At 73.9% G+C, this 19,952-nt stretch carries 23 protein-coding genes; 10 read left to right on the top strand and 13 right to left on the bottom strand.

The annotated features are described in order from the left end of the window. Nucleotides 1-46 precede the first annotated feature (46 nt). Nucleotides 47-1,639, top strand: a complete 1,593-nt coding sequence (locus B5P21_RS13765; protein ID WP_045526739.1) for an MFS transporter — start codon at nucleotides 47-49, stop codon at nucleotides 1,637-1,639. A gap of 84 nt (nucleotides 1,640-1,723) precedes the next feature. On the opposite strand, the gene B5P21_RS13760 is transcribed toward B5P21_RS13765, so the two are convergent. From B5P21_RS13760 to B5P21_RS13740, 5 genes are all read right to left on the bottom strand, one after another. Next, complete coding sequence (locus B5P21_RS13760) at nucleotides 1,724-2,743, bottom strand: LLM class flavin-dependent oxidoreductase (protein ID WP_045526741.1); 1,020 nt, start codon at nucleotides 2,741-2,743, stop codon at nucleotides 1,724-1,726. Nucleotides 2,744-2,770: 27 nt separating this feature from the next. Continuing rightward, nucleotides 2,771-3,829 carry an LLM class flavin-dependent oxidoreductase gene (locus B5P21_RS13755; protein WP_045526742.1) on the bottom strand — a complete coding sequence of 353 codons (1,059 nt, stop codon included), beginning with the start codon at nucleotides 3,827-3,829 and terminating at the stop codon, nucleotides 2,771-2,773. 34 nt (nucleotides 3,830-3,863) lie between these two features. Beyond that, nucleotides 3,864-4,829 (bottom strand): quinone oxidoreductase family protein, encoded by a 966-nt coding sequence (locus B5P21_RS13750; RefSeq protein ID WP_094171287.1) that lies wholly within the window; start codon nucleotides 4,827-4,829, stop codon nucleotides 3,864-3,866. A gap of 31 nt (nucleotides 4,830-4,860) precedes the next feature. Continuing rightward, on the bottom strand, nucleotides 4,861-5,424 hold the full coding sequence (locus B5P21_RS13745; protein WP_246865300.1) for a hypothetical protein: 564 nt from the start codon (nucleotides 5,422-5,424) through the stop codon (nucleotides 4,861-4,863). 94 nt (nucleotides 5,425-5,518) lie between these two features. Next, on the bottom strand, nucleotides 5,519-6,025 hold the full coding sequence (locus tag B5P21_RS13740) for a hypothetical protein (protein ID WP_246865299.1): 507 nt from the start codon (nucleotides 6,023-6,025) through the stop codon (nucleotides 5,519-5,521). A 457-nt stretch (nucleotides 6,026-6,482) separates the two neighbouring features. Here B5P21_RS13740 and cysK point away from each other — a divergent pair, with 457 nt between their 5' ends. The 4 genes from cysK to B5P21_RS13720 are packed head-to-tail and all read left to right on the top strand — an operon-like array spanning nucleotide 6,483 to nucleotide 9,289. Continuing rightward, the gene (gene cysK, locus B5P21_RS13735; RefSeq protein WP_045526750.1) at nucleotides 6,483-7,421 is read left to right on the top strand and encodes a cysteine synthase A; all 939 of its coding nucleotides are present in this window, start codon (nucleotides 6,483-6,485) and stop codon (nucleotides 7,419-7,421) included. 2 nt (nucleotides 7,422-7,423) lie between these two features. Further along, complete coding sequence (gene epsC / locus B5P21_RS13730) at nucleotides 7,424-8,008, top strand: serine O-acetyltransferase EpsC (RefSeq protein ID WP_094171284.1); 585 nt, start codon at nucleotides 7,424-7,426, stop codon at nucleotides 8,006-8,008. Beyond that, a complete protein-coding gene (locus B5P21_RS13725; RefSeq protein WP_045526753.1) occupies nucleotides 8,008-8,682 on the top strand; it encodes a TrmH family RNA methyltransferase in 675 nt (224 codons plus the stop codon). The genes epsC and B5P21_RS13725 overlap by 1 nt, the downstream gene beginning before the upstream one ends. A gap of 34 nt (nucleotides 8,683-8,716) precedes the next feature. Further along, entirely contained in the window at nucleotides 8,717-9,289 is a 573-nt protein-coding gene (locus tag B5P21_RS13720) for a GrpB family protein (protein WP_045526755.1), read from the top strand. A gap of 10 nt (nucleotides 9,290-9,299) precedes the next feature. Here the strand turns inward: B5P21_RS13720 and B5P21_RS13715 are convergent, their stop codons facing one another. From B5P21_RS13715 to B5P21_RS13705, 3 genes are all read right to left on the bottom strand, one after another. After that, complete coding sequence (locus tag B5P21_RS13715; protein WP_045526757.1) at nucleotides 9,300-9,701, bottom strand: hypothetical protein; 402 nt, start codon at nucleotides 9,699-9,701, stop codon at nucleotides 9,300-9,302. 86 nt (nucleotides 9,702-9,787) lie between these two features. Further along, complete coding sequence (locus B5P21_RS13710; RefSeq protein WP_094171283.1) at nucleotides 9,788-10,189, bottom strand: hypothetical protein; 402 nt, start codon at nucleotides 10,187-10,189, stop codon at nucleotides 9,788-9,790. 110 nt (nucleotides 10,190-10,299) lie between these two features. Then, on the bottom strand, nucleotides 10,300-11,301 hold the full coding sequence (locus tag B5P21_RS13705; RefSeq protein WP_094171282.1) for an adenosine deaminase: 1,002 nt from the start codon (nucleotides 11,299-11,301) through the stop codon (nucleotides 10,300-10,302). A gap of 494 nt (nucleotides 11,302-11,795) precedes the next feature. Between B5P21_RS13705 and B5P21_RS17055 the strand changes: the two genes are divergently transcribed. Beyond that, nucleotides 11,796-11,969, top strand: a complete 174-nt coding sequence (locus B5P21_RS17055) for a VOC family protein (protein ID WP_210433765.1) — start codon at nucleotides 11,796-11,798, stop codon at nucleotides 11,967-11,969. 62 nt (nucleotides 11,970-12,031) lie between these two features. Here B5P21_RS17055 and B5P21_RS13695 read toward each other — a convergent pair whose 3' ends face one another. Next, nucleotides 12,032-12,337, bottom strand: coding sequence for a hypothetical protein (locus B5P21_RS13695; RefSeq protein WP_045526761.1), 306 nt, complete (start codon nucleotides 12,335-12,337; stop codon nucleotides 12,032-12,034). Nucleotides 12,338-12,372: 35 nt separating this feature from the next. Then, nucleotides 12,373-12,513: a hypothetical protein gene (locus B5P21_RS16900; protein WP_165770618.1), complete on the bottom strand. Its 141-nt coding sequence runs from the start codon at nucleotides 12,511-12,513 to the stop codon at nucleotides 12,373-12,375. A 128-nt stretch (nucleotides 12,514-12,641) separates the two neighbouring features. Between B5P21_RS16900 and B5P21_RS13690 the strand changes: the two genes are divergently transcribed. Continuing rightward, nucleotides 12,642-13,970, top strand: coding sequence for an MFS transporter (locus B5P21_RS13690; protein WP_094171281.1), 1,329 nt, complete (start codon nucleotides 12,642-12,644; stop codon nucleotides 13,968-13,970). Here the strand turns inward: B5P21_RS13690 and B5P21_RS13685 are convergent. Continuing rightward, on the bottom strand, nucleotides 13,934-14,980 hold the full coding sequence (locus B5P21_RS13685; protein ID WP_045526764.1) for an NAD(P)-dependent alcohol dehydrogenase: 1,047 nt from the start codon (nucleotides 14,978-14,980) through the stop codon (nucleotides 13,934-13,936). The two genes, B5P21_RS13690 and B5P21_RS13685, sit on opposite strands and share 37 nt — an antisense overlap. 151 nt (nucleotides 14,981-15,131) lie before the next feature. Here B5P21_RS13685 and B5P21_RS13680 point away from each other — a divergent pair, with 151 nt between their 5' ends. Then, nucleotides 15,132-16,502: a carboxylesterase family protein gene (locus B5P21_RS13680; protein ID WP_094171280.1), complete on the top strand. Its 1,371-nt coding sequence runs from the start codon at nucleotides 15,132-15,134 to the stop codon at nucleotides 16,500-16,502. 43 nt (nucleotides 16,503-16,545) lie between these two features. Here the strand turns inward: B5P21_RS13680 and soxR are convergent, their stop codons facing one another. Further along, on the bottom strand, nucleotides 16,546-17,034 hold the full coding sequence (gene soxR / locus B5P21_RS13675; RefSeq protein ID WP_045526768.1) for a redox-sensitive transcriptional activator SoxR: 489 nt from the start codon (nucleotides 17,032-17,034) through the stop codon (nucleotides 16,546-16,548). 106 nt (nucleotides 17,035-17,140) lie between these two features. On the opposite strand from soxR, the gene fdxA reads away from it, so the two are divergent. Then, nucleotides 17,141-17,467 carry a ferredoxin gene (gene fdxA, locus B5P21_RS13670; RefSeq protein ID WP_045526770.1) on the top strand — a complete coding sequence of 109 codons (327 nt, stop codon included), beginning with the start codon at nucleotides 17,141-17,143 and terminating at the stop codon, nucleotides 17,465-17,467. After that, nucleotides 17,464-17,958: a flavin reductase family protein gene (locus B5P21_RS13665; protein ID WP_045526772.1), complete on the top strand. Its 495-nt coding sequence runs from the start codon at nucleotides 17,464-17,466 to the stop codon at nucleotides 17,956-17,958. The genes fdxA and B5P21_RS13665 overlap by 4 nt, the downstream gene beginning before the upstream one ends. A 22-nt stretch (nucleotides 17,959-17,980) precedes the next feature. On the opposite strand, the gene B5P21_RS13660 is transcribed toward B5P21_RS13665, so the two are convergent. Continuing rightward, on the bottom strand, nucleotides 17,981-19,909 hold the full coding sequence (locus tag B5P21_RS13660; protein ID WP_094171279.1) for a LamG-like jellyroll fold domain-containing protein: 1,929 nt from the start codon (nucleotides 19,907-19,909) through the stop codon (nucleotides 17,981-17,983). Nucleotides 19,910-19,952: the final 43 nt, after the last annotated feature.

The raw sequence follows: 19,952 nt of genomic DNA, 5'->3' as shown, positions 1-19,952 counted from the left end.
TCAAACGAACCGGTTCGTTTGACTCTGCGCACGGCGCGGCCCTAGATTGGACCGTCCTCGCCCGCCCGGGCGCCGCACGACCATCCAGGAGCACCAGATCTCGCACGCACGCACCCCTGAGAACGCACCGCCCTCGACTCCCGCCGCCGCATCCGCCGCCGGCACCGCACCCGTCGGCCCGGCCGCGCCCGCCGCCCCCGCCGCGCCGTCCGCTCGCAACAAGTGGATCCTCCTCGCCGTCGTCGCCCTCGCCCAGCTGATGGTCGTGCTCGACGGCACCATCGTGAACATCGCCCTGCCGGCCGCCCAGCGCGACCTCGGCATGACCGACGCCGACCGCACCTGGGTCGTCACCGTCTACGCGCTCGCCTTCGGCTCTCTCCTCCTGCTCGGCGGCCGCATCGCCGACTACTGGGGCCGCAAGCGCTCCTTCCTCCTCGGCATGGTCGGCTTCGCGGCCGCCTCCGCGCTCGGCGGCGTCGCCGTCTCGAGCGAGATGCTCCTCCTCGCCCGCGGCCTGCAGGGCGTCTTCGCGGCGCTCCTCGCGCCCGCCGCGCTCGCGCTGCTCTCGGTCACGTTCCCGTCCGGCCCCGACCGCGTCAAGGCGTTCGCGGTCTACGGCACCATCGCGGGATCCGGCGCGGCCGTCGGCCTGCTGCTCGGCGGCGTGCTCACCGAGTACCTCAGCTGGCACTGGTGCCTGCTCGTCAACGTGCCCATCGCGATCGTCGCGATCGTCGCCGGCATCCCGCTCGTCAAGGAGAGCCGGGCCGACGGCGACCGCAGCTACGACGTGCCCGGCGCGCTCCTCGTCACGCTCGGCCTCGCCTCGATCGTCTACGGCTTCTCCCGCGCGGAGAACGGCTGGGGCGAGCCCGACACCATCGGCTTCCTCGCGCTCGGCGTCGGCATCATGGTCGCCTTCGTCTGGTGGGAGTCGCGGGCGCGCAACCCGCTGCTGCCGCTCCGCGTCGTGGCCGACCGCACCCGCGGCGGCGCGTACCTCACCTCGGTGATGGTGGGCGCGGCGCTCCTGGGCGGTCTCCTCTACCTCACGCTGCACTTCCAGATCGTGCTCGGCATGTCGCCGTTGATCTCGGGCCTCGCGTCGCTGCCGATGGCCGCGTCGATCATGCTGACGGCGCCGCAGGTCGCGCGGCTCCTGCCCCGGGTCGGCCCGCGCGTGCTCATGACCGTCGGCCCGCTCATCGCGGCCGCCGGGCTCCTGTGGTTCAGCCGGGTCACGGTCGACGGCGCGTACGTCGTGCAGGTGCTGCCCGGCCAGATCCTCCTCGGCATCGGGCTCGCGTGCGTGTTCGTGCCCATGCAGAACGTCGCGCTCTCCGGCATCGAGCCGCGGGATGCCGGCGTCGCGGGCGCGGCGCTCACGGGCACGCAGCAGATCGGCGGATCCATCGGCACGGCCGTCTTCACCGCCCTGTTCGCGTCCGCCGTCACCGCGTCGGTCACCGACGGGGTCGCGAACCCGCTGCAGCAGCAGGTCGACGGGTACCACGTGGTGTTCCTGGCCGCGGCGATCGGCGTGGCCTGCGCTGCGATCATCTCCTGGTCGATGGTGCGCGTGCCGCTCGAGCGCTTCCGCGAGGGCGCATCGACCGAGGCCGTCGGCATGCACTGATCCCACGCCGGATCACGACGACGCCCCTCCCGCACGGACCCTCATGGTCGGGCGGGAGGGGCGTCGTCGTGCGTGGGTCGTGGATCAGGCGGCGGGCGACCACCCGAGGGCCGGGCCGAGGCGCTCCGCGATGTCGGTGAGGATCTGCTCGAGGTCGGCCTCGCCGAACGTGAACGGGAGGGCGAACGCGACCTCGTCGACCGCCTGGAACCCGGCGTCGGCGTGCAGCGTCGCGGCGATCTGCTCGGACGTGCCCACGAGATCCGCCGCGAAGAGCATCCTCCGCGGCCCCACCGGCACGCCGACGCGGTGTGCCCGGGAGGCGGCGTACGCCTCGTAGCGGGCGACCTGCTCGGGCGTCGCGCGGTCGGTGGGGATCACGACGAGGCCCTGCGAGACGCGGGCCTCGGCGCCGCGCGGGTGGGCGGCGCGGTAGGCGTCGATCTGCGCGCGCTGGTTCGCCGCGAAGTCGTTCCCGAGCTCGCCCTGGATCACGCTGGAGGTGAGGAGGTGGAAGCCGTTCTCCGCGGCCCACACCGCGGAGCGCGTGCTGCCCGCGCCGTACCAGAGCCGGTCCACGAGGCCCGCGGACTGCGGCTGCACGGTGTCCGCGAACTCCTCCTGGCCCTCGCGTCCCGCGCGGTCGTTCACGGCGTCGCCGCGCACGTGGTCGCGGAAGCGGAGGAGCCGGTCGTAGCCCAGGTCCTCCTGCTCGAGGGTGTCGGGGTAGATGGCGTCGCGGTACCGGTCGAACGACATGGGCGCGCCGGCGCTGAAACCGGGCTGCAGTCGGCCGCCGGTGAGGAGGTCCACCGTGGCGAGGTCCTCGGCGAGGCGGAACGGGTTCTCCGCGCCGATGGGCGTGACGGCGGTCCCGAGCTGGATCCGGCTGGTGCGCTGCGAGGCCGCGGCCATGACGGCGACGGGGGAGGAGATCCCGTGCTGGAGGTGGCGGTGCCGCAGCCACGCGCTGTCGAGGCCGAGCTCCTCGCCGCGCTCGAGGACGCGGAGCGTGGTCTCGTGGCCGGCCGCGGGATCCGCCGCGTCGAAGGTGCCGATGGTGAGGAAGCCGAGGCGCTTCAGGGGGGAACCGGATGCGGGCATGGATCGAGGGTAGGCGACCCGGGCGGATCAGGCGGTGGCGGGCGACCAGCCGAGCGCGGGGCCGAGGCGCTCCGCCACGTCGGTGAGGATCCGCGCGAGGTCGCCCGCGGGCAGCCCGGCCGGGAGCGCGATCGCGAGCTCGTCCGCGGCCTGCACGGCGGGATCCGCGAGGAGCGCGGCGGCGACCTCGTCGGACGGGCCCACGAGGTCCGGCGCGCGGACCATGCTCGACGCGGCACCCGGATCCTCCGACTGGTCGGCCCGCGCGGCCCGCTCGGCGCGCGCCGCCGCGTCGGCCGCGTACCTCGCCCGCTGGTCGCTCGTCGCGCCGTCGGTGGGGACCACGACGAGGGCCAGCGTGACGTGCGCGGCGGCCGGGTCGGGGTGCGCGGCGCGGTAGGCGTCGATGAGGTCCCGCTGGTCCTGCGCGAAGCCGCCGCCGCGGGATCCGCGCTCGGTCACGTCGGACGCGAGCAGCCGGAAGCCGTGCGCGCCCGCCCATGAGGCCGTGCGGAGCGTCGCCGCCCCGTAGCCCAGCCGGTCGGCGAGCCCGGGTGACGCCGGCTGCACGGTGGAGGTGAGGGCCTCGTCGTCGTCGCGCTCCTCGGCGTCACGGTCCTCCGCGCCCGGCACCAGCCCGCCGCGCAGCAGCTCGCGGAAGCGGAGCAGGCGCTCGCGGCCCGGCTCCTCGTGCTCCGCCGTCGTCGGGTGGATCGCCCGGTCGACGGCCGCGACGCGCGTCGGGTTGCCGACGGAGAGCCCGGGACGGAGGCGTCCGCCGGAGAGGAGGTCGACGGTCGCGAGGTCCTCGGCGAGGCGGAGCGGGTTCTCGGCGCGGACGGGGATCGAGGCGGTGCCGAGCCCGATGCGGCGCGTGCGCTGCGACGCCGCGGCGAGCATCGCGACGGGAGAGGAGATCGCGTTCCTGAGGTGGTCGGGCCGGAGCCAGGCGGTGTCGAGGCCGAGCGCGTCGCCGAGCTCGACGAGCCGGAGCGCGTCCTCGAGGCCGGTCGCGGGGTCGGCCGGGTCGAAGGGGCCGGTGGTGAGGAAGCCGAGGCGCGTCAGCGCGGATCCGGGTGCGGGCATGGCACGAGGGTAGGCGGTGCGGATCCGGGCCGGCTCAGGGGAGGAGCACGATCGACCCCGTCGTGCGCCTCGCCTCGAGGTCCTCGTGGGCGCGGGCGGCGTCCGCGAGCGGGTACGTCGCGCCGACGCGCACGTCGAGGGATCCGTCGAGGAGCCCTGCGAACAGCTCGCCCGCGCGCCAGCGTCGCTCCTCGGCGTCGAGCAGGAAGTGGGCGAGCGTGGGGCGGGTGACCGACAGGGATCCGCCCGAGTTGAGGCGCTGCAGGTCGAACGGCGGCACCTGCCCGCTCGCGCCGCCGAAGAGCACGAGGGTGCCGCGGATGCGCAAGCTGGCGAGCGAGCCGTCGAACGTATCGCGGCCCACGCCGTCGTAGACCACGTCGACGCCGCGCCCGTCCGTCAGATCGCGGACCCGCACCGGCACGTCGTCGTAGCCGAGCACGTGCGTCGCGCCGGCCGCGCGCGAGAGGGCGGCCTTCTCCTCGGTCGACACCGTGGTGATCACCTCGACGCCGCGATCCACGAGCAGCTGCGTGAGCAGGAGCCCCACGCCGCCAGCGCCCGCGTGCACGAGCGCGCGATCCCCGGGGCCCGCGGGGTACGAGCTCGTCGCGAGGTAGTGCGCGGTGAGGCCCTGGAGGGGGAGCGCGGCGGCGGTCTCGAAGCCGACGCCGTCGGGCACGGGCAGCAGCGTCTCCGCGCGGACGAGCGCGTGCTGCGCGTACGTGACCGACGCCTCGGCCGTCGCGACGCGGTCGCCCACGTGGACGCCCCTCACGCCGTCGCCGAGCGCCTCGATCACCCCCGCCGCCTCCGATCCCGGTACGTACGGGTGCGCCATCGGGTAGACGCCGCTGCGCCGGTAGGTGTCGATGAAGTTCACGCCCGCGGCGTGCACGCGGATCCGCACCTCGCCGGGTCCGGGATCCGGCACCGGGCCGTCCGTCAGGGTCATGACCTCGGGGCCGCCGGGCCCCCGGATCTCGATGCGCGCGCTCATGGGACCAGCCTGCCGTGTCCGCAGGTCGCGGTCACGCGTCGCGCGCCGGTCGGTCCCCCTCGTCGCGCTCCCGCTCCTCGTCCGGCTCGTCCAGCTCGCGCTGTGCATCGCGCTCGGCGATCTTCCGGCGGTACCCGTCCATAGCCCGCTCGTCCAGGCGTCGCCGAATCTCCGCCACGTCCGGCGCGAACATCTCCTTGGTCATCTCCTTCGTCTTCACCCACTTCTCGTGGTACTCGGCGTCGGTGTCACCGGGACGCCAGGCGCGCGACCAGAGGACGAAGGCCGCTTCCACGCCGGACATCACCGAGGCGAGCACGACACCGGTGGGGGCGCCGAGCCACAGGATGACCGTCGCCGCTGCGGCCATCGACCCCGCGAGCCACGGGAGGACCGCGAAGCCCCACCCGCCCGGGGCCATCAGCCGACCGCGGACGACGAAGGGACGCTCTACCACGACCTCGACGGTGCAGAAGACCAGGGTCATGAGGGTCACAGCTCCGATCGTCCGGTCGAGCGGCCCCGGGCCCCAGGCGGGGACGAGCATGAGGGCCTGGGACGCCACGACCACGATCGGCGCCTTGAGCAGCGCCACGGTGAGGTGCCCGGACAGCGGCGCCCATAAGCCAGGCGGTGTCCAGCCGGGAGGGTTCCGCCGGACCGGGTCTCTCGCAGTCTCCCTTGACATCTCAGGCCTCGAGTGACGTGGGGCTGAAGCACGCGGCCACCACTCCGTCGAAGCCCAGTAGCGTGGTGATCAGCTCGGCCGCCTCGCCCGGGATCTCTTGGGCCAACGCACCGGTGCTCAGCGCCTCGATGATGCCTCGCACGCTGCCGTAGATCTCGCGCGCCTCCCGGATCCAACCGACCACCTTGAACACGGGCAGACCGTATTGGGCGATGACGCCTGCCACGGCTGCGCCGCACGCGATCCAGTCGATGGCGAGTCGAGCCGTCGGAGCGGAGCCGCGGAGATCCGTTGCGTGCACGGCGCGTCCCGTGCCGATCAGGGAGAGTGCGTCGTCCGGCGTCACGGACCGCGTCGATGTGCCGACGCTCGACGATGCGGTCACCCGGTCGATGGCCTGGCTCAACCGATGCCCGTAATCGGGCGTCGTGCGGGGATCGGCCGACTTGATGTCGTCGGGCAGAGCGTCCAGCACAGCGACGAGGCCGTCGAGGTCGGCGTCGCTCATGGCGGGGGCGGAGGCTAGGAGGGTTGCCGGTGTCGTCGGGGCGGCGGTGCCGACGCCCGCGTGCACGACCCTTGACTGGCGCTGCGCGGCTTCCGGCACGGTGCCGGGAACCGCTCCCACGGCTGCGGTCATGGCCCGACCAGCGAGGCAGCCGTGACGACGAGCATCATCGTGAGTGGACGCGCGGGGATGGGCATGTCTCTCCTTCATGAACAGGAGCGATCACGCGTCGGGTGCGGGTGGAGGCCGCCGCGGGATCGCCTCGGGTGGTCGCGCGCATCCTCGCCCGGGCGGCGCGGGCGGCGACGGCCTCCTCCACAGCTCGTCCGGGTAGGCCGTCCGCCCGCCCCGGAATGACGCCGCGTCACACGCGGTTGCGCTCGCATAGGCTCGGAACCCGAGCAGGTGCGCGCGGCAGCGCCCCGCACCGACCAGGATCACGACGAAGGTGGAACCCATGGCAGGTCGCGTCTACGACGACATCACCCAGCTGGTCGGCGGCACGCCGCTCGTCCGGCTCAACCGGCTCACCGAGGGGCTCGACGCGACCGTGCTCGTGAAGCTCGAGTCGCACAACCCCGCGTCGAGCGTGAAGGACCGCATCGGCGTCGCCATCATCGACGCGGCCGAGGCCGCCGGAGCGCTGAAGCCCGGCGGCACGATCGTCGAGGGCACGAGCGGCAACACGGGCATCGCGCTCGCGATGGTCGGCGCGGCCCGCGGCTACAAGGTCGTCCTCACGATGCCCGAGACCATGAGCGTCGAGCGCCGGCTGGTGCTGCGCGCGTACGGCGCCGAGATCGTGCTGACGCCCGGCCCCGAGGGCATGCGCGGCGCGGTCGACCGGGCCAAGCAGATCGTGGACGAGACCCCGAACGCCATCTGGGCGAAGCAGTTCGCGAACGCGGCCAACCCGCAGAAGCACCGCGAGACCACGGCCGAGGAGGTCTGGGCGGACACCGACGGCGGCGTCGACGTCTTCATCGCGGGCGTCGGCACGGGCGGCACCATCACGGGCGTCGGCCAGGTGCTCAAGGAGCGGAAGCCGGGCGTCAAGATCGTCGCGGTCGAGCCGCTCGACTCGCCCATCCTCAACGGCGGGAAGCCCGGCCCGCACAAGATCCAGGGCATCGGCGCGAACTTCGTGCCCGAGATCCTCGACACGGAGATCTACGACGAGGTCGTCGACGTGTCGCTCGAGGACTCGATCCGCGTCTCGCGCGCGCTCGCGACCGACGAGGGCATCCTCTGCGGCATCTCGTCGGGATCCATCGTGTGGGCCGCGCTCGAGATCGCGAAGCGCCCGGAGAGCACGGGCAAGACCATCGTCGCGATCGTGTGCGACTACGGCGAGCGGTACCTCTCGACCGTGCTGTTCGACGACCTGCGCGACTAGGCGTGGGGATCGTCGCCCGGGTCGTCGAGGACCTCCGCACCGCGCGCGCCCACGATTCGGCCGCGCGCGGGTACCTGGAGATGGTGCTCGGCTACCCGGGCCTGCACGCGGTGTGGCTGCACCGGGTGTCGCACGCGCTGTGGCGTCGACGCATCCGGCTGGCGGCCCGGCTGCTCGCGCAGGCAGGGCGGACGCTGACCGGGGTGGAGATCCACCCGGGCGCGCGCATCGGCCGGCGGCTGTTCATCGACCACGGCATGGGCGTCGTGATCGGCGCGACGGCCGAGGTGGGCGACGACGTGCTGATGTACCACGGCGTCACGCTCGGCGGGAAGAGCCTCGTGCACGGCAAGCGGCACCCGACGGTGGGCGACGGCGTCACCATCGGGGCCGGGGCGAAGCTGCTCGGGCCCATCACGGTCGGCGCGGGCAGCGTCATCGGCGCGAACGCGGTGGTCGTGAAGGACGCGCCCGCGGGATCCGTGCTCACGGGCATCCCCGCGGTCGAGACCGGGAAGCGGGCGGGGCGCGCGCCCGACGCGCACGTGGATCCCGCGTTCTTCGTGGATCCTGGGATCTACATCTGATGGGCGAGCCCGACGGCTCGGAGCCGACGCCGACCGGCGACGCGGCGCCGACCCACGAGCACAGCACCCACGGCGTCGGCCCCTGGCCCGGCGGCCCCGAGGCGTGGCCCGACGAGCCGCACCTGGATCCCGAGCTGCTGGAGCGCGGCGACACCCGCAGCGTGATCGACCGCTACCGGTACTGGCGCATGGACGCGATCGTCGCCGACCTCGACCAGCACCGGCATCCGTTCCACGTGGCGATCGAGAACTGGCAGCACGACATGAACATCGGCTCGATCGTGCGGAGCGCCAACGCGTTCGCGGCCGACACGGTGCACATCGTCGGCCGCCGCCGCTGGAACAAGCGCGGCGCGATGGTCACCGACCGGTACCAGCACGTCGTGCACCACGCGACCATCGCCGACCTCGTGATGTGGGCGCGCGGCGAGGGCCTGCCGATCATCGCGATCGACAACGTCGACGGATCCGTGCTGCTGGAGACCACGCGCCTCCCCGAGCGCTGCGTGCTCGTCTTCGGGCAGGAGGGCCCGGGCCTCAGCGACGAGGCGGTGGCCGCGGCCGACATGACCGTCGCGATCTCGCAGTTCGGATCCACGCGCTCCATCAACGCGTCGGCGGCGGCCGCGGTCGTGATGCACGCGTGGGTGATGCAGCACGTGGCGTTCGGCTGACGGGCGACGCCTCGCCTGGCAGGATGTCCCGGTGATGGACGACCGCGACCGCCGCCGACCCGACGTGACCGCAGTGGAGATCGTGGGCGGGCGAACGCCGCTCACGGTCGGATTGCAGGCGCACGACCCCGCCTGGTCGGAGGCCTACCGCGAGCACCGGGAGCGGATCACCTCGGCGCTGGGCGACGACGCGCTCGCCGTCGAGCACATCGGCTCCACGTCCGTCCCGGGCCTCGCGGCGAAGCCCATCGTCGACATCGTGGTCGTGGTCGCGGACATCACGGCCGAGGAGGATCACGTCGAGCGTCTCGTCGCCGCGGGATACGACCTGCGCGTCCGCGAGCCGGGGCATCGCCTCGTGAAGACGCCCGCGCGGGACGTCCACGTGCACGTCTATGAGCACGGTGATCCCGCCGTGGAGGCGTACCTGCTGCTCCGCGACCGGCTCCGCTCCGACGAGGCCGACCGCGACCTCGACGAGCGCACGAAGCGGGAGCTCATGACCCGGCGGTGGGAGTCGATGGACGCCTACGCGGACGCGAAGACCGAGGTGATCCAGGGGATCCTCGCCCGGGCGCGGGCGGCGCGCGGATCTCGACCGGCCTGAGCCCGCGCGGCTAGCCGAACGGCCACTCCTCGTGCGTGTGCGGCACCGCGACCACCTGCACGTCGTCCGCGTACACGACGCGGCCGGGCGTGCGCGTGCGCAGCTCGTGCCAGGGCACGCCGTGCCGGTCGAGGAGGGCGAGGTAGCCGTGCGTCACGCCGAGGAGGTCGACGGCGTCGACGCGGAACCAGGCGCGCGCCCGCGGGTTGCGCGTGCGGTCGTAGCAGCCGGGGACGACCGTGGACGGATCCGCGTACGCGGCGTTCATGTGCGCGTTGGAGGCCGCGATCCAGGCCATCTCCTCCTCCGACAGACTGCCCTCGTCCCGCAGGCCGTCCGCCAGGGCGAAGACGCCGGGGAAGGTGCCGCGGCGGTTGGGCGCGGCGCTCTGGAAGCGCACGTACTCGGGCATCCGGCGAGGGTAGCCCGGCGCACGCGGGGCGGGCCGGCGGTGCTCCCAGACGTGCGACGGCGCCCGCGACCGGCGGAGGTCCGGTCCTAGCGGAACGGCCAGTCGTCGATCGTGTGCGGGGTCGCGATGACCTGCACGGCGTCGGCGTAGACGATGCGGCCGGGCGTGCGCGTGCGCAGCTCGTGCCAGGGGACGTCGTGCCGGTCGAGCAGGGTGAGGTAGTCGGCCGTGAACGCGAGCAGGTCCGTCGCGCTCGCCAGGTACCAGGATCGGGCGCCCGGGTTCCTCACGCGGTCGTAGCAGTCGGGGTCGACGCTGCGCGGATACGGGTAGGCGGCGATGGCGCGCGCGTTCACCGCGTCCATCCACGCGACCTCCTCCGCCGAGAGCCGGCCGCTCTGGCGCAGCCCGTCCGTGAGGGCGAACACGCCGGGGAAGGTGCCGCGTCGGTTGGGCGCGGCGCTCTGGAAGCGGATGTACTCGGGCACGCGGCGATGCTAGGGAGCGGTTCCGGGGAACCGGCCGGTCGGGTGCGCAGCGGACATCCGGGCATCGCTGGGCGGACATCCGGCACCGCGCGGGGACCGCGCCGGTCGGATCAGAGCGCGGAGGCGCGCCAGGCGTCGACCGCGGCCAGCAGCTCCGCCCGGCGGGCGTCGGGGAGGAACGACGCCTCGAAGGAGTTGCGGGCGAGGAGCGCCAGCGCGTCGTCGTCGAAGGCGTGCGCGCGGCGCAGCTGCCGGAGGTTCTCGCCGAGGTAGCCGCCGAAGTAGGCGGGGTCGTCGCTGTTGACGGTCGCGAGCACGCCGCGCGCCAGGAGCTCGGGCAGCGCGTGCTCGTCGAGCGTCTCGTTCACGCCGAGGCGCACGTTCGAGAGCGGGCAGACGGTGAGGGGGATCCGGTCGGCGACGAGCCGGTCGACGAGCGCGGGATCCTCGAGGCAGCGCACCCCGTGGTCCACCCGTTCCACGCGCAGCAGATCGAGCGCCTCGTGGATGTAGGACGGCGGCCCCTCCTCGCCCGCGTGCGCGACCGCGTGCAGGCCGAGCTCACGGGCGCGCGCGAAGACGTCGACGAACAGCGACGGCGGGTAGCCGACCTCGGCGGAGTCGAGCCCGACGGCGAGCAGCTCGTGGGCGCGACCGGCGACGGACTCGAGGGTCGCCATCGCCTCCTCCACCGGCCGGTCGCGGAGGAAGCTGAGGATCAGGCCGCCCGAGATGCCGTGGCGCACGCGCGCGTCGCGGAGCGCGTCGAGGAGGCCGTCGAGCACGTCGTCGACGGCGACGCCGCGGGTCGTGTGCGCCTGCGGGTCGAACGACATCTCGACGTGCCGGATCCCGTCGGCCGCGGCCCGCTCCAGGTACGCGGCCGCGAGGTCGTGGAAGTCGCGGCGGGTGCGGAGGACCGCGGTGCACGCGTAGTAGAGGTCGAGGAACGACTGCAGGTCGGTGAAGGCGTAGCGCGAGCGGAGGTCCTCGATGCCCGCGTACGGCAGGTCGACGCCGTTGCGCTCGGCCAGCTCGAACACCAGCTCCGGTTCGAGCGTCCCCTCGACGTGCAGGTGCAGCTCGGCGGTGGGCGGGAGCGTGGAGATCATCCGTCCACGGTAACGGGCGCCCGCTCGTAGGCTCGTCGGATGGAGGCGTTCGAGGTCACGGTGCGCGGCGAGCGCTGGCGGATCGCCGAGCGCGAGCCGGCCGGCCCGACACCGACCTACGACCTCACCTGGCTGAGCGGGCCGGATGACGGCACGTACGGGATCACCGTCGGGGGAGCGCGGCGGACGCGCGAGCAGCTGATCGCGGAGGCGGCCGTTTGCGAGCATGGCCGCATGGATCCCGACGCCGAGCCCGACCTCGTCCCCGAGCTGCTGGTGACCGACCTCGCCGCGAGCCTCGCCTTCTGGCGCGACCTCTGCGGCTTCGCCGTCCAGTACGACAGGCCCGCCGAGGGCTTGGCGTACATCGCCCGCGGCGGCGCGCACCTCATGCTCGAGCAGGCCGGCATCACCCGGAACTGGGTGTCGGGGCCGCTGGAGCGGCCGTTCGGGCGGGGATCAACTTCCAGATCGCCGTCGAGGACGCCGACGTCGTGGCGGCGGCGCTCGCCGCGGCGGGCGTCGCGCTCTTCCTCGAACCGGAGACCACCTGGTACCGGATCGGCGACGAGGAGACCGGCGTCCGCCAGTTCCTCGTGCAGGATCCCGACGGGTACCTCGTGCGGTTCCAGTCGTCGATGGGGCGCCGGCCAGCGGCGACGAGCTGACCGTCCGCGCGGGAGGTCCTCTGGCCGTCCGGCTCGCGGACGGACCGACGTGATCCGGTCCCCTACGGCGACGCGGGGCCGTCGGCCAGCACCGGCATGAGCTCGATGACGGCCGGGTGCAGCTGCGGGCGCCTCGGCTCGCGGAGCAGCGCGACGACGGGCTCGTAGGTCATGAGGAACGCCTGGAAGTTGACGACGCCGAACAGCGCGAGGTCGTGGTCGTCGAGCGTCTCGCCGCGATGCAGCCGGATCAGGGACTCGCGGGCGCCCAGCCCGTCCACGATGATGCTCAGGTTGATCGCCCCGTCCTCGTCGCCCGCGACCCACTTCCGCGGCGGGTTGTCCCACGGCCCCGGGTTGACGATCATCCGTCCTGTGCCGCTCCTGCCGCCTCCGCTGGGCGTCACGCGACCGGCCCCGGGCCCTCGGCCGCCTCCGCGGCGGCCTCCCGGGCGCGGAGCCGCTTCAGCTCCGCGAAGGGGGAGAAGCCGATCCAGGCGACCGACGCGATCGCGGCGCCCATGATCATCGAGGGGATGTCCATGGCATCGACGCTACCGGCGGCCCCGCCGAGGTCGCGTCCGTCGCGCGACGGACCCTCCGTCGGTGGCGCGCGCCTACGCTGGCGTCACGCCCGGATCCGCTCGGTGCGGTCCACCGGAAGGCCCTGCCGTGACGCGACGCCCGACCCTCCCGCCCGCGGCGTCGTTCGGGGTGGCGGCCGGTGGCCTCGTCCTGTCGCTCGGGGCGAGCGGGGCGCCGGCGATGCTGTATCCCGCGTTCTCGGCCCTGTGGGGCACGGGGCCCGTCGTCACGACCGCGCTGTTCGCGGTCTACCCGGTGGCGCTGGTCGTGGTCATGGTGGCGGGCGGCGGGCTGTCCGACCGGTTCGGCCGGCGGCGGCTGATGCTCGCCGGCGTCGCGGTGGTCGCCGTGGGCACCGTCCTGTTCGCTCTGGCCGACGCGCCCGCGTGGGCGTTCGCCGGCCGGATCGTGCAGGGCGCGGGCGTGGGCCTCGCGATGAGCGCCGCGAGCGCCGCGCTGGTCGAGTTCGACCGGTCCGGGAACCCGACGCGGGCGAGCGCCGTGAACGCGGCCGCGACCTCGCTCGGGGCGACCGCGGCGATCCTCGTGGGCGGCTGGCTGGTGCAGCACACGGCGGATCCCACGCACCTGGCGTTCTGGATCCTGCTCGCCGCCGTGCTGGTGCTGCTCGTCGCGCTGGTGTTCCTCCCCGAGACGGCGCGGACCGCGGGCGCGCGACCGGCGGCGGCGGCGTCGGCCGGGCGCCGCGCCCTGCTCGCCGTCCCGCGGGCGGGCCGCCGCCCGTTCCTCGTGGGCACGGCCGCGGTGACGGTCGCCTTCGTCACCGGCGCGGTCTTCCTCGCCCTCGGCGCGCAGATCATCCGCGACGTCGTCGGCACCGCGAACGCGTTCCACGCGGCCGCGACGCTCGCGACCTGGCCGCTGGTCGTGGTGCCGACGACGCTCCTCGCCCGCAGGATCCCGACGAGTGCGGCCGTGCGGATCGGCGGCGTGGTCGCGGCCGTCGGCCTCGCGCTGCTGCTGGTCGCCGGCGTCGCGGACTCCCTCGCCGTGTTCCTCGGATCCGCGCTCCTCTCGGGCGTCGGCTACGGCTTCCTCATGTACGGCGGGCTCGGCCTCGTCACCGCGGCGGCGGACGACGGGCGCCGCGCGAGCACCTTCTCGAGCATGTACCTCGTCGCGTACCTCGCGCAGGGCAGCACGGCCGTCCTCGTCGGCGCCCTCGCGACGGCGACGAGCCTCGACGCGGCGGTCGTCGTGGCGGTGCCGGTGATCGTGGTCCTGTGCCTGGCGACAGCGGCGGTCGCCCGCCGGTCCCGGGGATCCCACGGCCAACGCGGCCTGGGCCGACGGTCCCGGACGCGGAAGGGCCCCGCGGATCCGAGGATCCGCGGGGCCCTCCTACGTGCGGTCGCCGCTTACGCGAACGTCTTCGCGTCGATGACGAAGCGGTAGCGCACGTCCGACTTGAGGACGCGCTCGTAGGCCTCGTTGATCTGCTCGGCCGAGATCAGCTCGGTCTCGGGCACGATGCCGTGCTCGGCGCAGAAGTCGAGCATCTCCTGCGTCTCGGCGATGCCGCCGATCATGGATCCGGCCCAGCTGCGGCGCGCGGGGATGAGCGCGAACGCGGGGATCTCGAGCGGCTCCGACGGGGCGCCGACGTTGACGAGCGTGCCGTCGATCGCGAGCAGGCCGATGTACTTGCTCATGTCGAGCTTCGCGGAGACCGTGTTGATGATCAGGTCGAACGAGCTCGCGAGCTCCTCGAAGGTGGCGTCGTCGCTGGTCGCGAAGTAGCGGTCGGCGCCGAGGCGCAGGCCGTCCTCCTTCTTGGAGAGCGTCTGCGAGAGCACGGTGACCTCGGCGCCCATCGCGTGCGCGATCTTCACGGCCATGTGGCCGAGGCCGCCCATGCCGACGACGGCGACCTTCGTGCCGGGGCCCGCGTTCCAGTGGCGGAGCGGCGAGTAGGTGGTGATGCCGGCGCAGAGCAGCGGCGCGACCTTCTCGATGTCGAGGGACTCGGGGACGCGGAGCACGAAGTCCTCGTCCACGACGACGGCCTCGGAGTAGCCGCCCTGCGTGATGGTGCCGTCGGCCGGGTCGGTGCCGCCGTAGGTCTGGATGTTGCCCTTCAGGCAGTACTGCTCCTGGCCGGCCGTGCACTGCTCGCACTCCTTGCAGGAGTTGACCATGCAGCCGACGCCGACGAGGTCGCCGACCTTGTGCTTGGAGACCTCGGAGCCGACCTCGGTGACGCGGCCGACGATCTCGTGGCCGACGACCTGCGGGTACTGGATGGGGCCCCACTCGCCGCGGACGGTGTGGATGTCGGAGTGGCAGACGCCCGAGTAGGCGATGTCGATGGAGACGTCCTTCGGGCCGACGTCGCGGCGCTCGATGGTGGTCTTGATGATGGGGTCGGTGGCGGACGGGGCCGCGTAGGCGTTGACGGTGCGCATGGTTCTCCTTGTGCTGTCCGGTGGGGGAGGGGAGGGATCGGGTCGATCCGGCCGCGCCCTCTTCGGATGCGGTACCCCTCGACGCTACGCCTGCCCGAGCTGATCCCCGAAACCGCGCGGCTTTTGCTCGGCCGCCGGATACCGTGGCGGGATGCCCGCTCCCACCGTCCCCGGCCCGACCCCGACGCGATCCGGCCCGGTGACGGGGCGGCAGGACGGCGACGTGATCCGGTACCTCGGCATTCCTTACGCGACGGCGGCGCGCGGCGTCCCGCCCGTGTCGGCGGTGCCCGTGCGCGGATCCGACGGGCGGCCGGTCGTGCTCGCGGCCGTGCACCCGGCGCCCGCGTGCCCGCAGCCGTCGTCGCGGATCCTCGACGCGCTCATGCAGGGCGCCCTCGACGGCGTCGCGCGTTCGGAGGACTGCCAGCGGCTCTCGATCACGCTGCCCGCGGACCTCGCGCCCGGCGAGACGCTGCCGGTCATCGTGTGGTTCCACGGCGGCGGATACACGACGGGCGCGGGCGACCTCGCGATCCACGATCCGCGCGCCCTCGTGGTGGAGCAGCGCGTGATCGTGGTGGCCGTGACGTCGCGGCTGGGCTTGCTCGGCTTCGGCGGCGGCGCTCCCGGGGGTCCGCCGGCCAACCTCGGCCTGCTCGACCAGCTGGAAGCGCTGCGCTGGATCCGCGACTCCATCGCCGCGTTCGGCGGCGACCCGCGGACGGTCACCGCGATGGGGCAGTCGGCGGGCGGCGACGCGATCCTGCACCTCATGATCAGCGACGGCGCGCGCGGCCTCGTCCGGCGGGCCATCGTGCAGAGCCCGCCCGTGGGGATCACGGGCGGTCGCGAGCGCATGTTCCGCGCGATGGGGCGCGTGACGCGGTCGCTCCCGGCCGATGCGCCGCTCGACGCCGTGCTGCGCCGCCAGGCTCAGGCCGAGGTCGCGTCGTGGGCGTCGGGGATCCGCGCTGGCCTGCCCTGGGGACCGCGCTACGGCCACGCGCCGCTGCCCGCCGAGGCCGACCGCGATGCCGCCTGGCGGGCCGTCGCCCCGGAGGTCGACCTGCTCATCGGCACGACGCGCGACGAGACCGCGATGTACCTGCCCGCGCTGCCGGTGATCGCGCCGCTCCTCCACGTGCCGGTCGTGGGCCGGGCGCTCCGGGCGGTCCTGATGCGCGCGGTCGTGGGGCCCACCACCCGTGCCGTCTACGGGCGGCCTGTCCGGGCGTTCGCGGCCCGTCATCGCGCGGCGGGCGGCAGGGCCGTGCGCTACGTGCTCCGAGGGGCGCCCGCGTCGAGCCCCATCGGCACGGGCCACACCGCCGACGTGCCGCTGATCCTCGGCACGCGCGAGGCGTGGACCCGCATGCGCCTGGTGCCGCCGGAGGCGTGGCCCGAGGTCGCCGCGCGTGGTCGCGCGGTGCGGCGGGTATGGGCCGACTTCGCGCGCACGGGCACGGTGGCGGCGGACGCGGACGCGCGCGCCTGCGGGATGCGGTTCGAACGCGGGTGACCCTGCCGCCCGCCCGGCCGTCGCCGCCCACCCGGATCGCGGCTCAGTCGAGCTGCACCCGCAGCGGCCCCGCGCCGCGGTCGCCCAGCGCGTCGTCCGGGTTGAGGAGCCCGCACGCCTTCATCGAGAGGCAGCCGCAGCCGATGCAGCCCGTGAGCTCGCGCTCCAGGCGCTCGATGCCCTGGCGCCGCTCCTCGAGCAGGCGCTTCCAGCGGCGCGACGCGCGCTGCCAGTCGGCGTGGCTCGGCGGGCGGTCGAGCGGCACGTCGTCGAAGGTGGCCTGCACGTCGGCGAGCGGGATCCCGAGGCGCTTGGCCACCGTGATCAGCGACACGCGACGCAGCATGTGCCGGGCGTAGCGGCGCTGGTTGCCCGCGGTGCGCTCGGCGGCGATGAGGCCGAGGTCCTCGTAGAAGCGGAGGGCGGAGGCGGCGACGCCCGTGCGGCGGGTCATCTCGCCGACGGTGAGCAGCTCGCCGGGCGCGTGCCGCGGCGTCGCCGCGACGACGGTCGGCTCCTGCGCATCCGCCACGACGTCCCCTCCCGATTGACCTCAAGGGTACGTGAGGTTCTAACGTGGACACCATGCGCATCACCTCCCCGGCCGTCACGACGGCCCCCCTCCGCGAGGACGCCCTGTGACCTACGTGATCGCCCTGCCCTGTGTCGACGTGAAGGACCGCGCCTGCATCGACGAGTGCCCGGTGGACTGCATCTACGAGGGCGAGCGCTCCCTCTACATCCACCCCGACGAGTGCGTCGACTGCGGCGCCTGCGAGCCGGTGTGCCCGGTCGAGGCGATCTACTACGAAGACGACCTGCCCGAGAAGTGGTCGGACTACTACACGGCCAACGTCGAGTTCTTCGCCGAGATGGGATCGCCCGGCGGCGCCGTCAAGATCGGCGCCGTCGCGTACGACCACGCGGTGGTGGCCGCCGTGCCGCGCCCGGGCGAGCCCGCGTGAGCGCCGACCCCGACCTCTTCAAGGCCGCGTTCCGCGCTCACCCGGCCGGCGTGGCGCTCATCACGGCGCGCACCGCGGACGGGCCGTCCGGGCTCACCGCCTCGAGCGTCGCGTCGCTGTCGGTGGATCCGCCCGCGCTCTCGTTCTCGGTGACGCGCGCCACGGGGTCCGCCGGCGCGATCCTCTCCGCCGACAGCTACGTCGTGCACCTGCTCGCCGGGCAGCACGCCGCGCTCGCCCGCTCCTTCGCGGTCTCCGGGTCGCCGCGCTTCACCGAGGAGCAGGGCTTCCAGGAGCTGCCGACGGGCGAGCCGCTGCTCGCCGACGCGCGCGCCGCCCTCCGCTGCCGCACCATCCAGACCGTGCCGGTCGGCGGATCCGTGCTGGTCGTCGCCGAGGTCCTCGACGTGATCCTGGGCGAGGCCGCCCCGCCGCTCGTCTACCGCGACCGCCGCTTCCACCTGCTCGAGGACGACCACCCGGAGCTCTGAGCGCGGGAGGCCGCCGCGGCCGTCAGGCGATCATGAACTCCGACGGCTTGAGCGCCCGCTCCACGATGCGCACGTCGCCGATCGACGCCGGCAGCACGTGGTCGAGCTTGCCGCCGTAGAGGTTCGCGCCGAGGAGCCATGAGGTCGCGGGGGATGCCGCCGCGAGCCCGCGGTTCGCCGTGGACGGGTTCCGCACCACCGGGCAGCCGTCGATGTACATGGTCGTGTGCTGGCCGTCGTTGACGACCGCGACGTGCCACCACGTCGCGGCCGGCAGCTCGTGCGACCAGTTGGTGAGGGATCCCTGCTGCGTGGTCGGGTAGACGCACCACTGGATCTCGCGGCTGCCGGAGACGCTGAGGGTCGCGGCCGGCTCGTCCGGGTCGCCGGCGTCGCCGGGGGTCTTGCCCGCGTCCTTCGCGGAGGCGGCGCGGGAGAGGATCGCGCTGAAGCCGTCCGCGTCGCCGTCGAAGTCGGCGGGGATGCGCACGAACGCCTCGACGGTGTAGCCCTGGCGGAAGGTCGCGGCGTCGAGCGGGGCGCCGACGACGGTGCGCAGGTGGTCGCCGCTCTTCTTGCCGCCCGTGAGGGTGAGGCTGCCGAAGCCGGGCTGGTCGTCGTGGTGCGCGGAGGCGAAGCGCAGGGATCCGGGCGCCGCGCCCGCGCGGTTCGCCACCACGAGGTCGTTGCCGCGGCCGGACGCGTCGGGGATGCGGGTGGTCGTGCCGAGCGCGGATCCGTCGGCGTGCCCGTCGAAGCGCCAGTACGCGACCGTGCCGGGCACGAGCATCTGCGCGGCCGGCCGGGCGGCGCGTGCGGGGACGGGCGCGAACCCGGCGAACCGCTGCTCGAAGTCCACCGACACGGTGAACCGGTCGACGTCGCCCGAGAGCTGCGCCTCCTCGTCCGCGAGCTCGTTGCCCGCGCCGAGCCCCCCGCCCAGGATGAAGGGCGACAGGGTCTCGACGTCGATCGCGTTCCGCTCGAGGTCCACGTGGTACAGCCGGATCATCGCGGCGCCGCCGTAGTAGCGGTCCTGGTAGTTCACGAGGTGCAGGTCCACGTCGTGGCCCGCGCGGTTCCGCAGCGTCGTGCGGCCGGGCTTCCAGTAGTGCCCGTTGAGGGTGAGGAAGACCTGGTCGTGCTGCGAGATGAAGGAGTCCCAGAGGCCCTGGCCGTAGTCGTCGAGCACGGCGGAGCCGTCGGGCTTCGAGTCGACGATGTCGTGCGCCGTGAGGATCACCGGCAGCGTCGGGTGCGCCGCGAGCACACCGCGCGCCCACTCCACGCCGCGGGCGCTGGTGCGCCAGTCGAGCGCGAGGACGAGCCAGTCGCGGCCGCCCGCCGTGAAGGTGTGGAACGAGTTGTAGCCGTCGGGGCTTGATCCGCGGTAGCTCGGGGACTTGCGGAAGCGCTTCGGGCCGAACGCGTCGAGGTAGGGCGTGCGGCCGCGCTGGTCGTCGGTGGAGGACGGGACGTCGTGGTTGCCGGCGAGGACGCTCCACGCGGCGCCCGCCTTGTCGAGCAGCGTGAACTGCGCGCTCGCCGCCTGGATCTCCTTCTCCGCGCCGTTCTGGGTCACGTCGCCGAGGTGCGCGAGGAAGACGATGTTGTGGCGGTCGCGCTCGGCGAGCACGTACCGGAGCGACGCCTCGAGCGGCTCGGGGTGGATCGACGCCCCGTCGAAGAGGTACTGCGTGTCGGGCAGCACGGCGATGGTGAAGCGGGGCGACGCGGTGTCGGGCTTCCAGCGAGCGCCGGATCCCTGCTGCGGGGCGGGCGTCTTCACGGCGCTGGCGCGGAGCGCGTCGTCGGATGCGGTCGCGGCCGCCGCGGGGAGCGCCCCGCCGAGGCCGGCCACGCCGAGCGCGCCGGCCGCGCCGCTCGTGATGAGGAAGCCGCGTCGGGAGAGCGCGGAGGAGGAGGGAGACGTCGTCGGGTCCTGGGTCACGGGGGACGACGGTAGGGCCGGCGGGTGAATGCGACGCGTCAGC

It is taken from the genome of Clavibacter michiganensis subsp. insidiosus (assembly GCF_002240565.1).
GTDB classification, from domain to species: domain Bacteria; phylum Actinomycetota; class Actinomycetes; order Actinomycetales; family Microbacteriaceae; genus Clavibacter; species Clavibacter insidiosus.
The sequence above is the reverse complement of the archived record's forward strand: the minus strand, read 5'-3'. Positions and strand labels throughout refer to the sequence as shown.

Excerpts from the sequence above, each read along its gene's own strand:
- B5P21_RS13760 (WP_045526741.1), bottom strand. The coding sequence starts at position 2,743 with ATGCCCGCATCCGGTTCCCCCCTGAAGCGCCTCGGCTTCCTCACCATC.
- B5P21_RS13755 (WP_045526742.1), bottom strand. The coding sequence starts at position 3,829 with ATGCCCGCACCCGGATCCGCGCTGACGCGCCTCGGCTTCCTCACCACC.
- B5P21_RS13750 (WP_094171287.1), bottom strand. The coding sequence starts at position 4,829 with ATGAGCGCGCGCATCGAGATCCGGGGGCCCGGCGGCCCCGAGGTCATG.
- B5P21_RS13740 (WP_246865299.1), bottom strand. The coding sequence starts at position 6,025 with ATGAGCGACGCCGACCTCGACGGCCTCGTCGCTGTGCTGGACGCTCTG.
- cysK (WP_045526750.1), top strand. The coding sequence starts at position 6,483 with ATGGCAGGTCGCGTCTACGACGACATCACCCAGCTGGTCGGCGGCACG.
- B5P21_RS13725 (WP_045526753.1), top strand. The coding sequence starts at position 8,008 with ATGGGCGAGCCCGACGGCTCGGAGCCGACGCCGACCGGCGACGCGGCG.
- B5P21_RS13720 (WP_045526755.1), top strand. The coding sequence starts at position 8,717 with ATGGACGACCGCGACCGCCGCCGACCCGACGTGACCGCAGTGGAGATC.
- B5P21_RS13715 (WP_045526757.1), bottom strand. The coding sequence starts at position 9,701 with ATGCCCGAGTACGTGCGCTTCCAGAGCGCCGCGCCCAACCGCCGCGGC.
- B5P21_RS13705 (WP_094171282.1), bottom strand. The coding sequence starts at position 11,301 with ATGATCTCCACGCTCCCGCCCACCGCCGAGCTGCACCTGCACGTCGAG.
- B5P21_RS13695 (WP_045526761.1), bottom strand. The coding sequence starts at position 12,337 with ATGATCGTCAACCCGGGGCCGTGGGACAACCCGCCGCGGAAGTGGGTC.
- B5P21_RS16900 (WP_165770618.1), bottom strand. The coding sequence starts at position 12,513 with ATGGACATCCCCTCGATGATCATGGGCGCCGCGATCGCGTCGGTCGCC.
- B5P21_RS13685 (WP_045526764.1), bottom strand. The coding sequence starts at position 14,980 with ATGCGCACCGTCAACGCCTACGCGGCCCCGTCCGCCACCGACCCCATC.
- B5P21_RS13680 (WP_094171280.1), top strand. The coding sequence starts at position 15,132 with ATGCCCGCTCCCACCGTCCCCGGCCCGACCCCGACGCGATCCGGCCCG.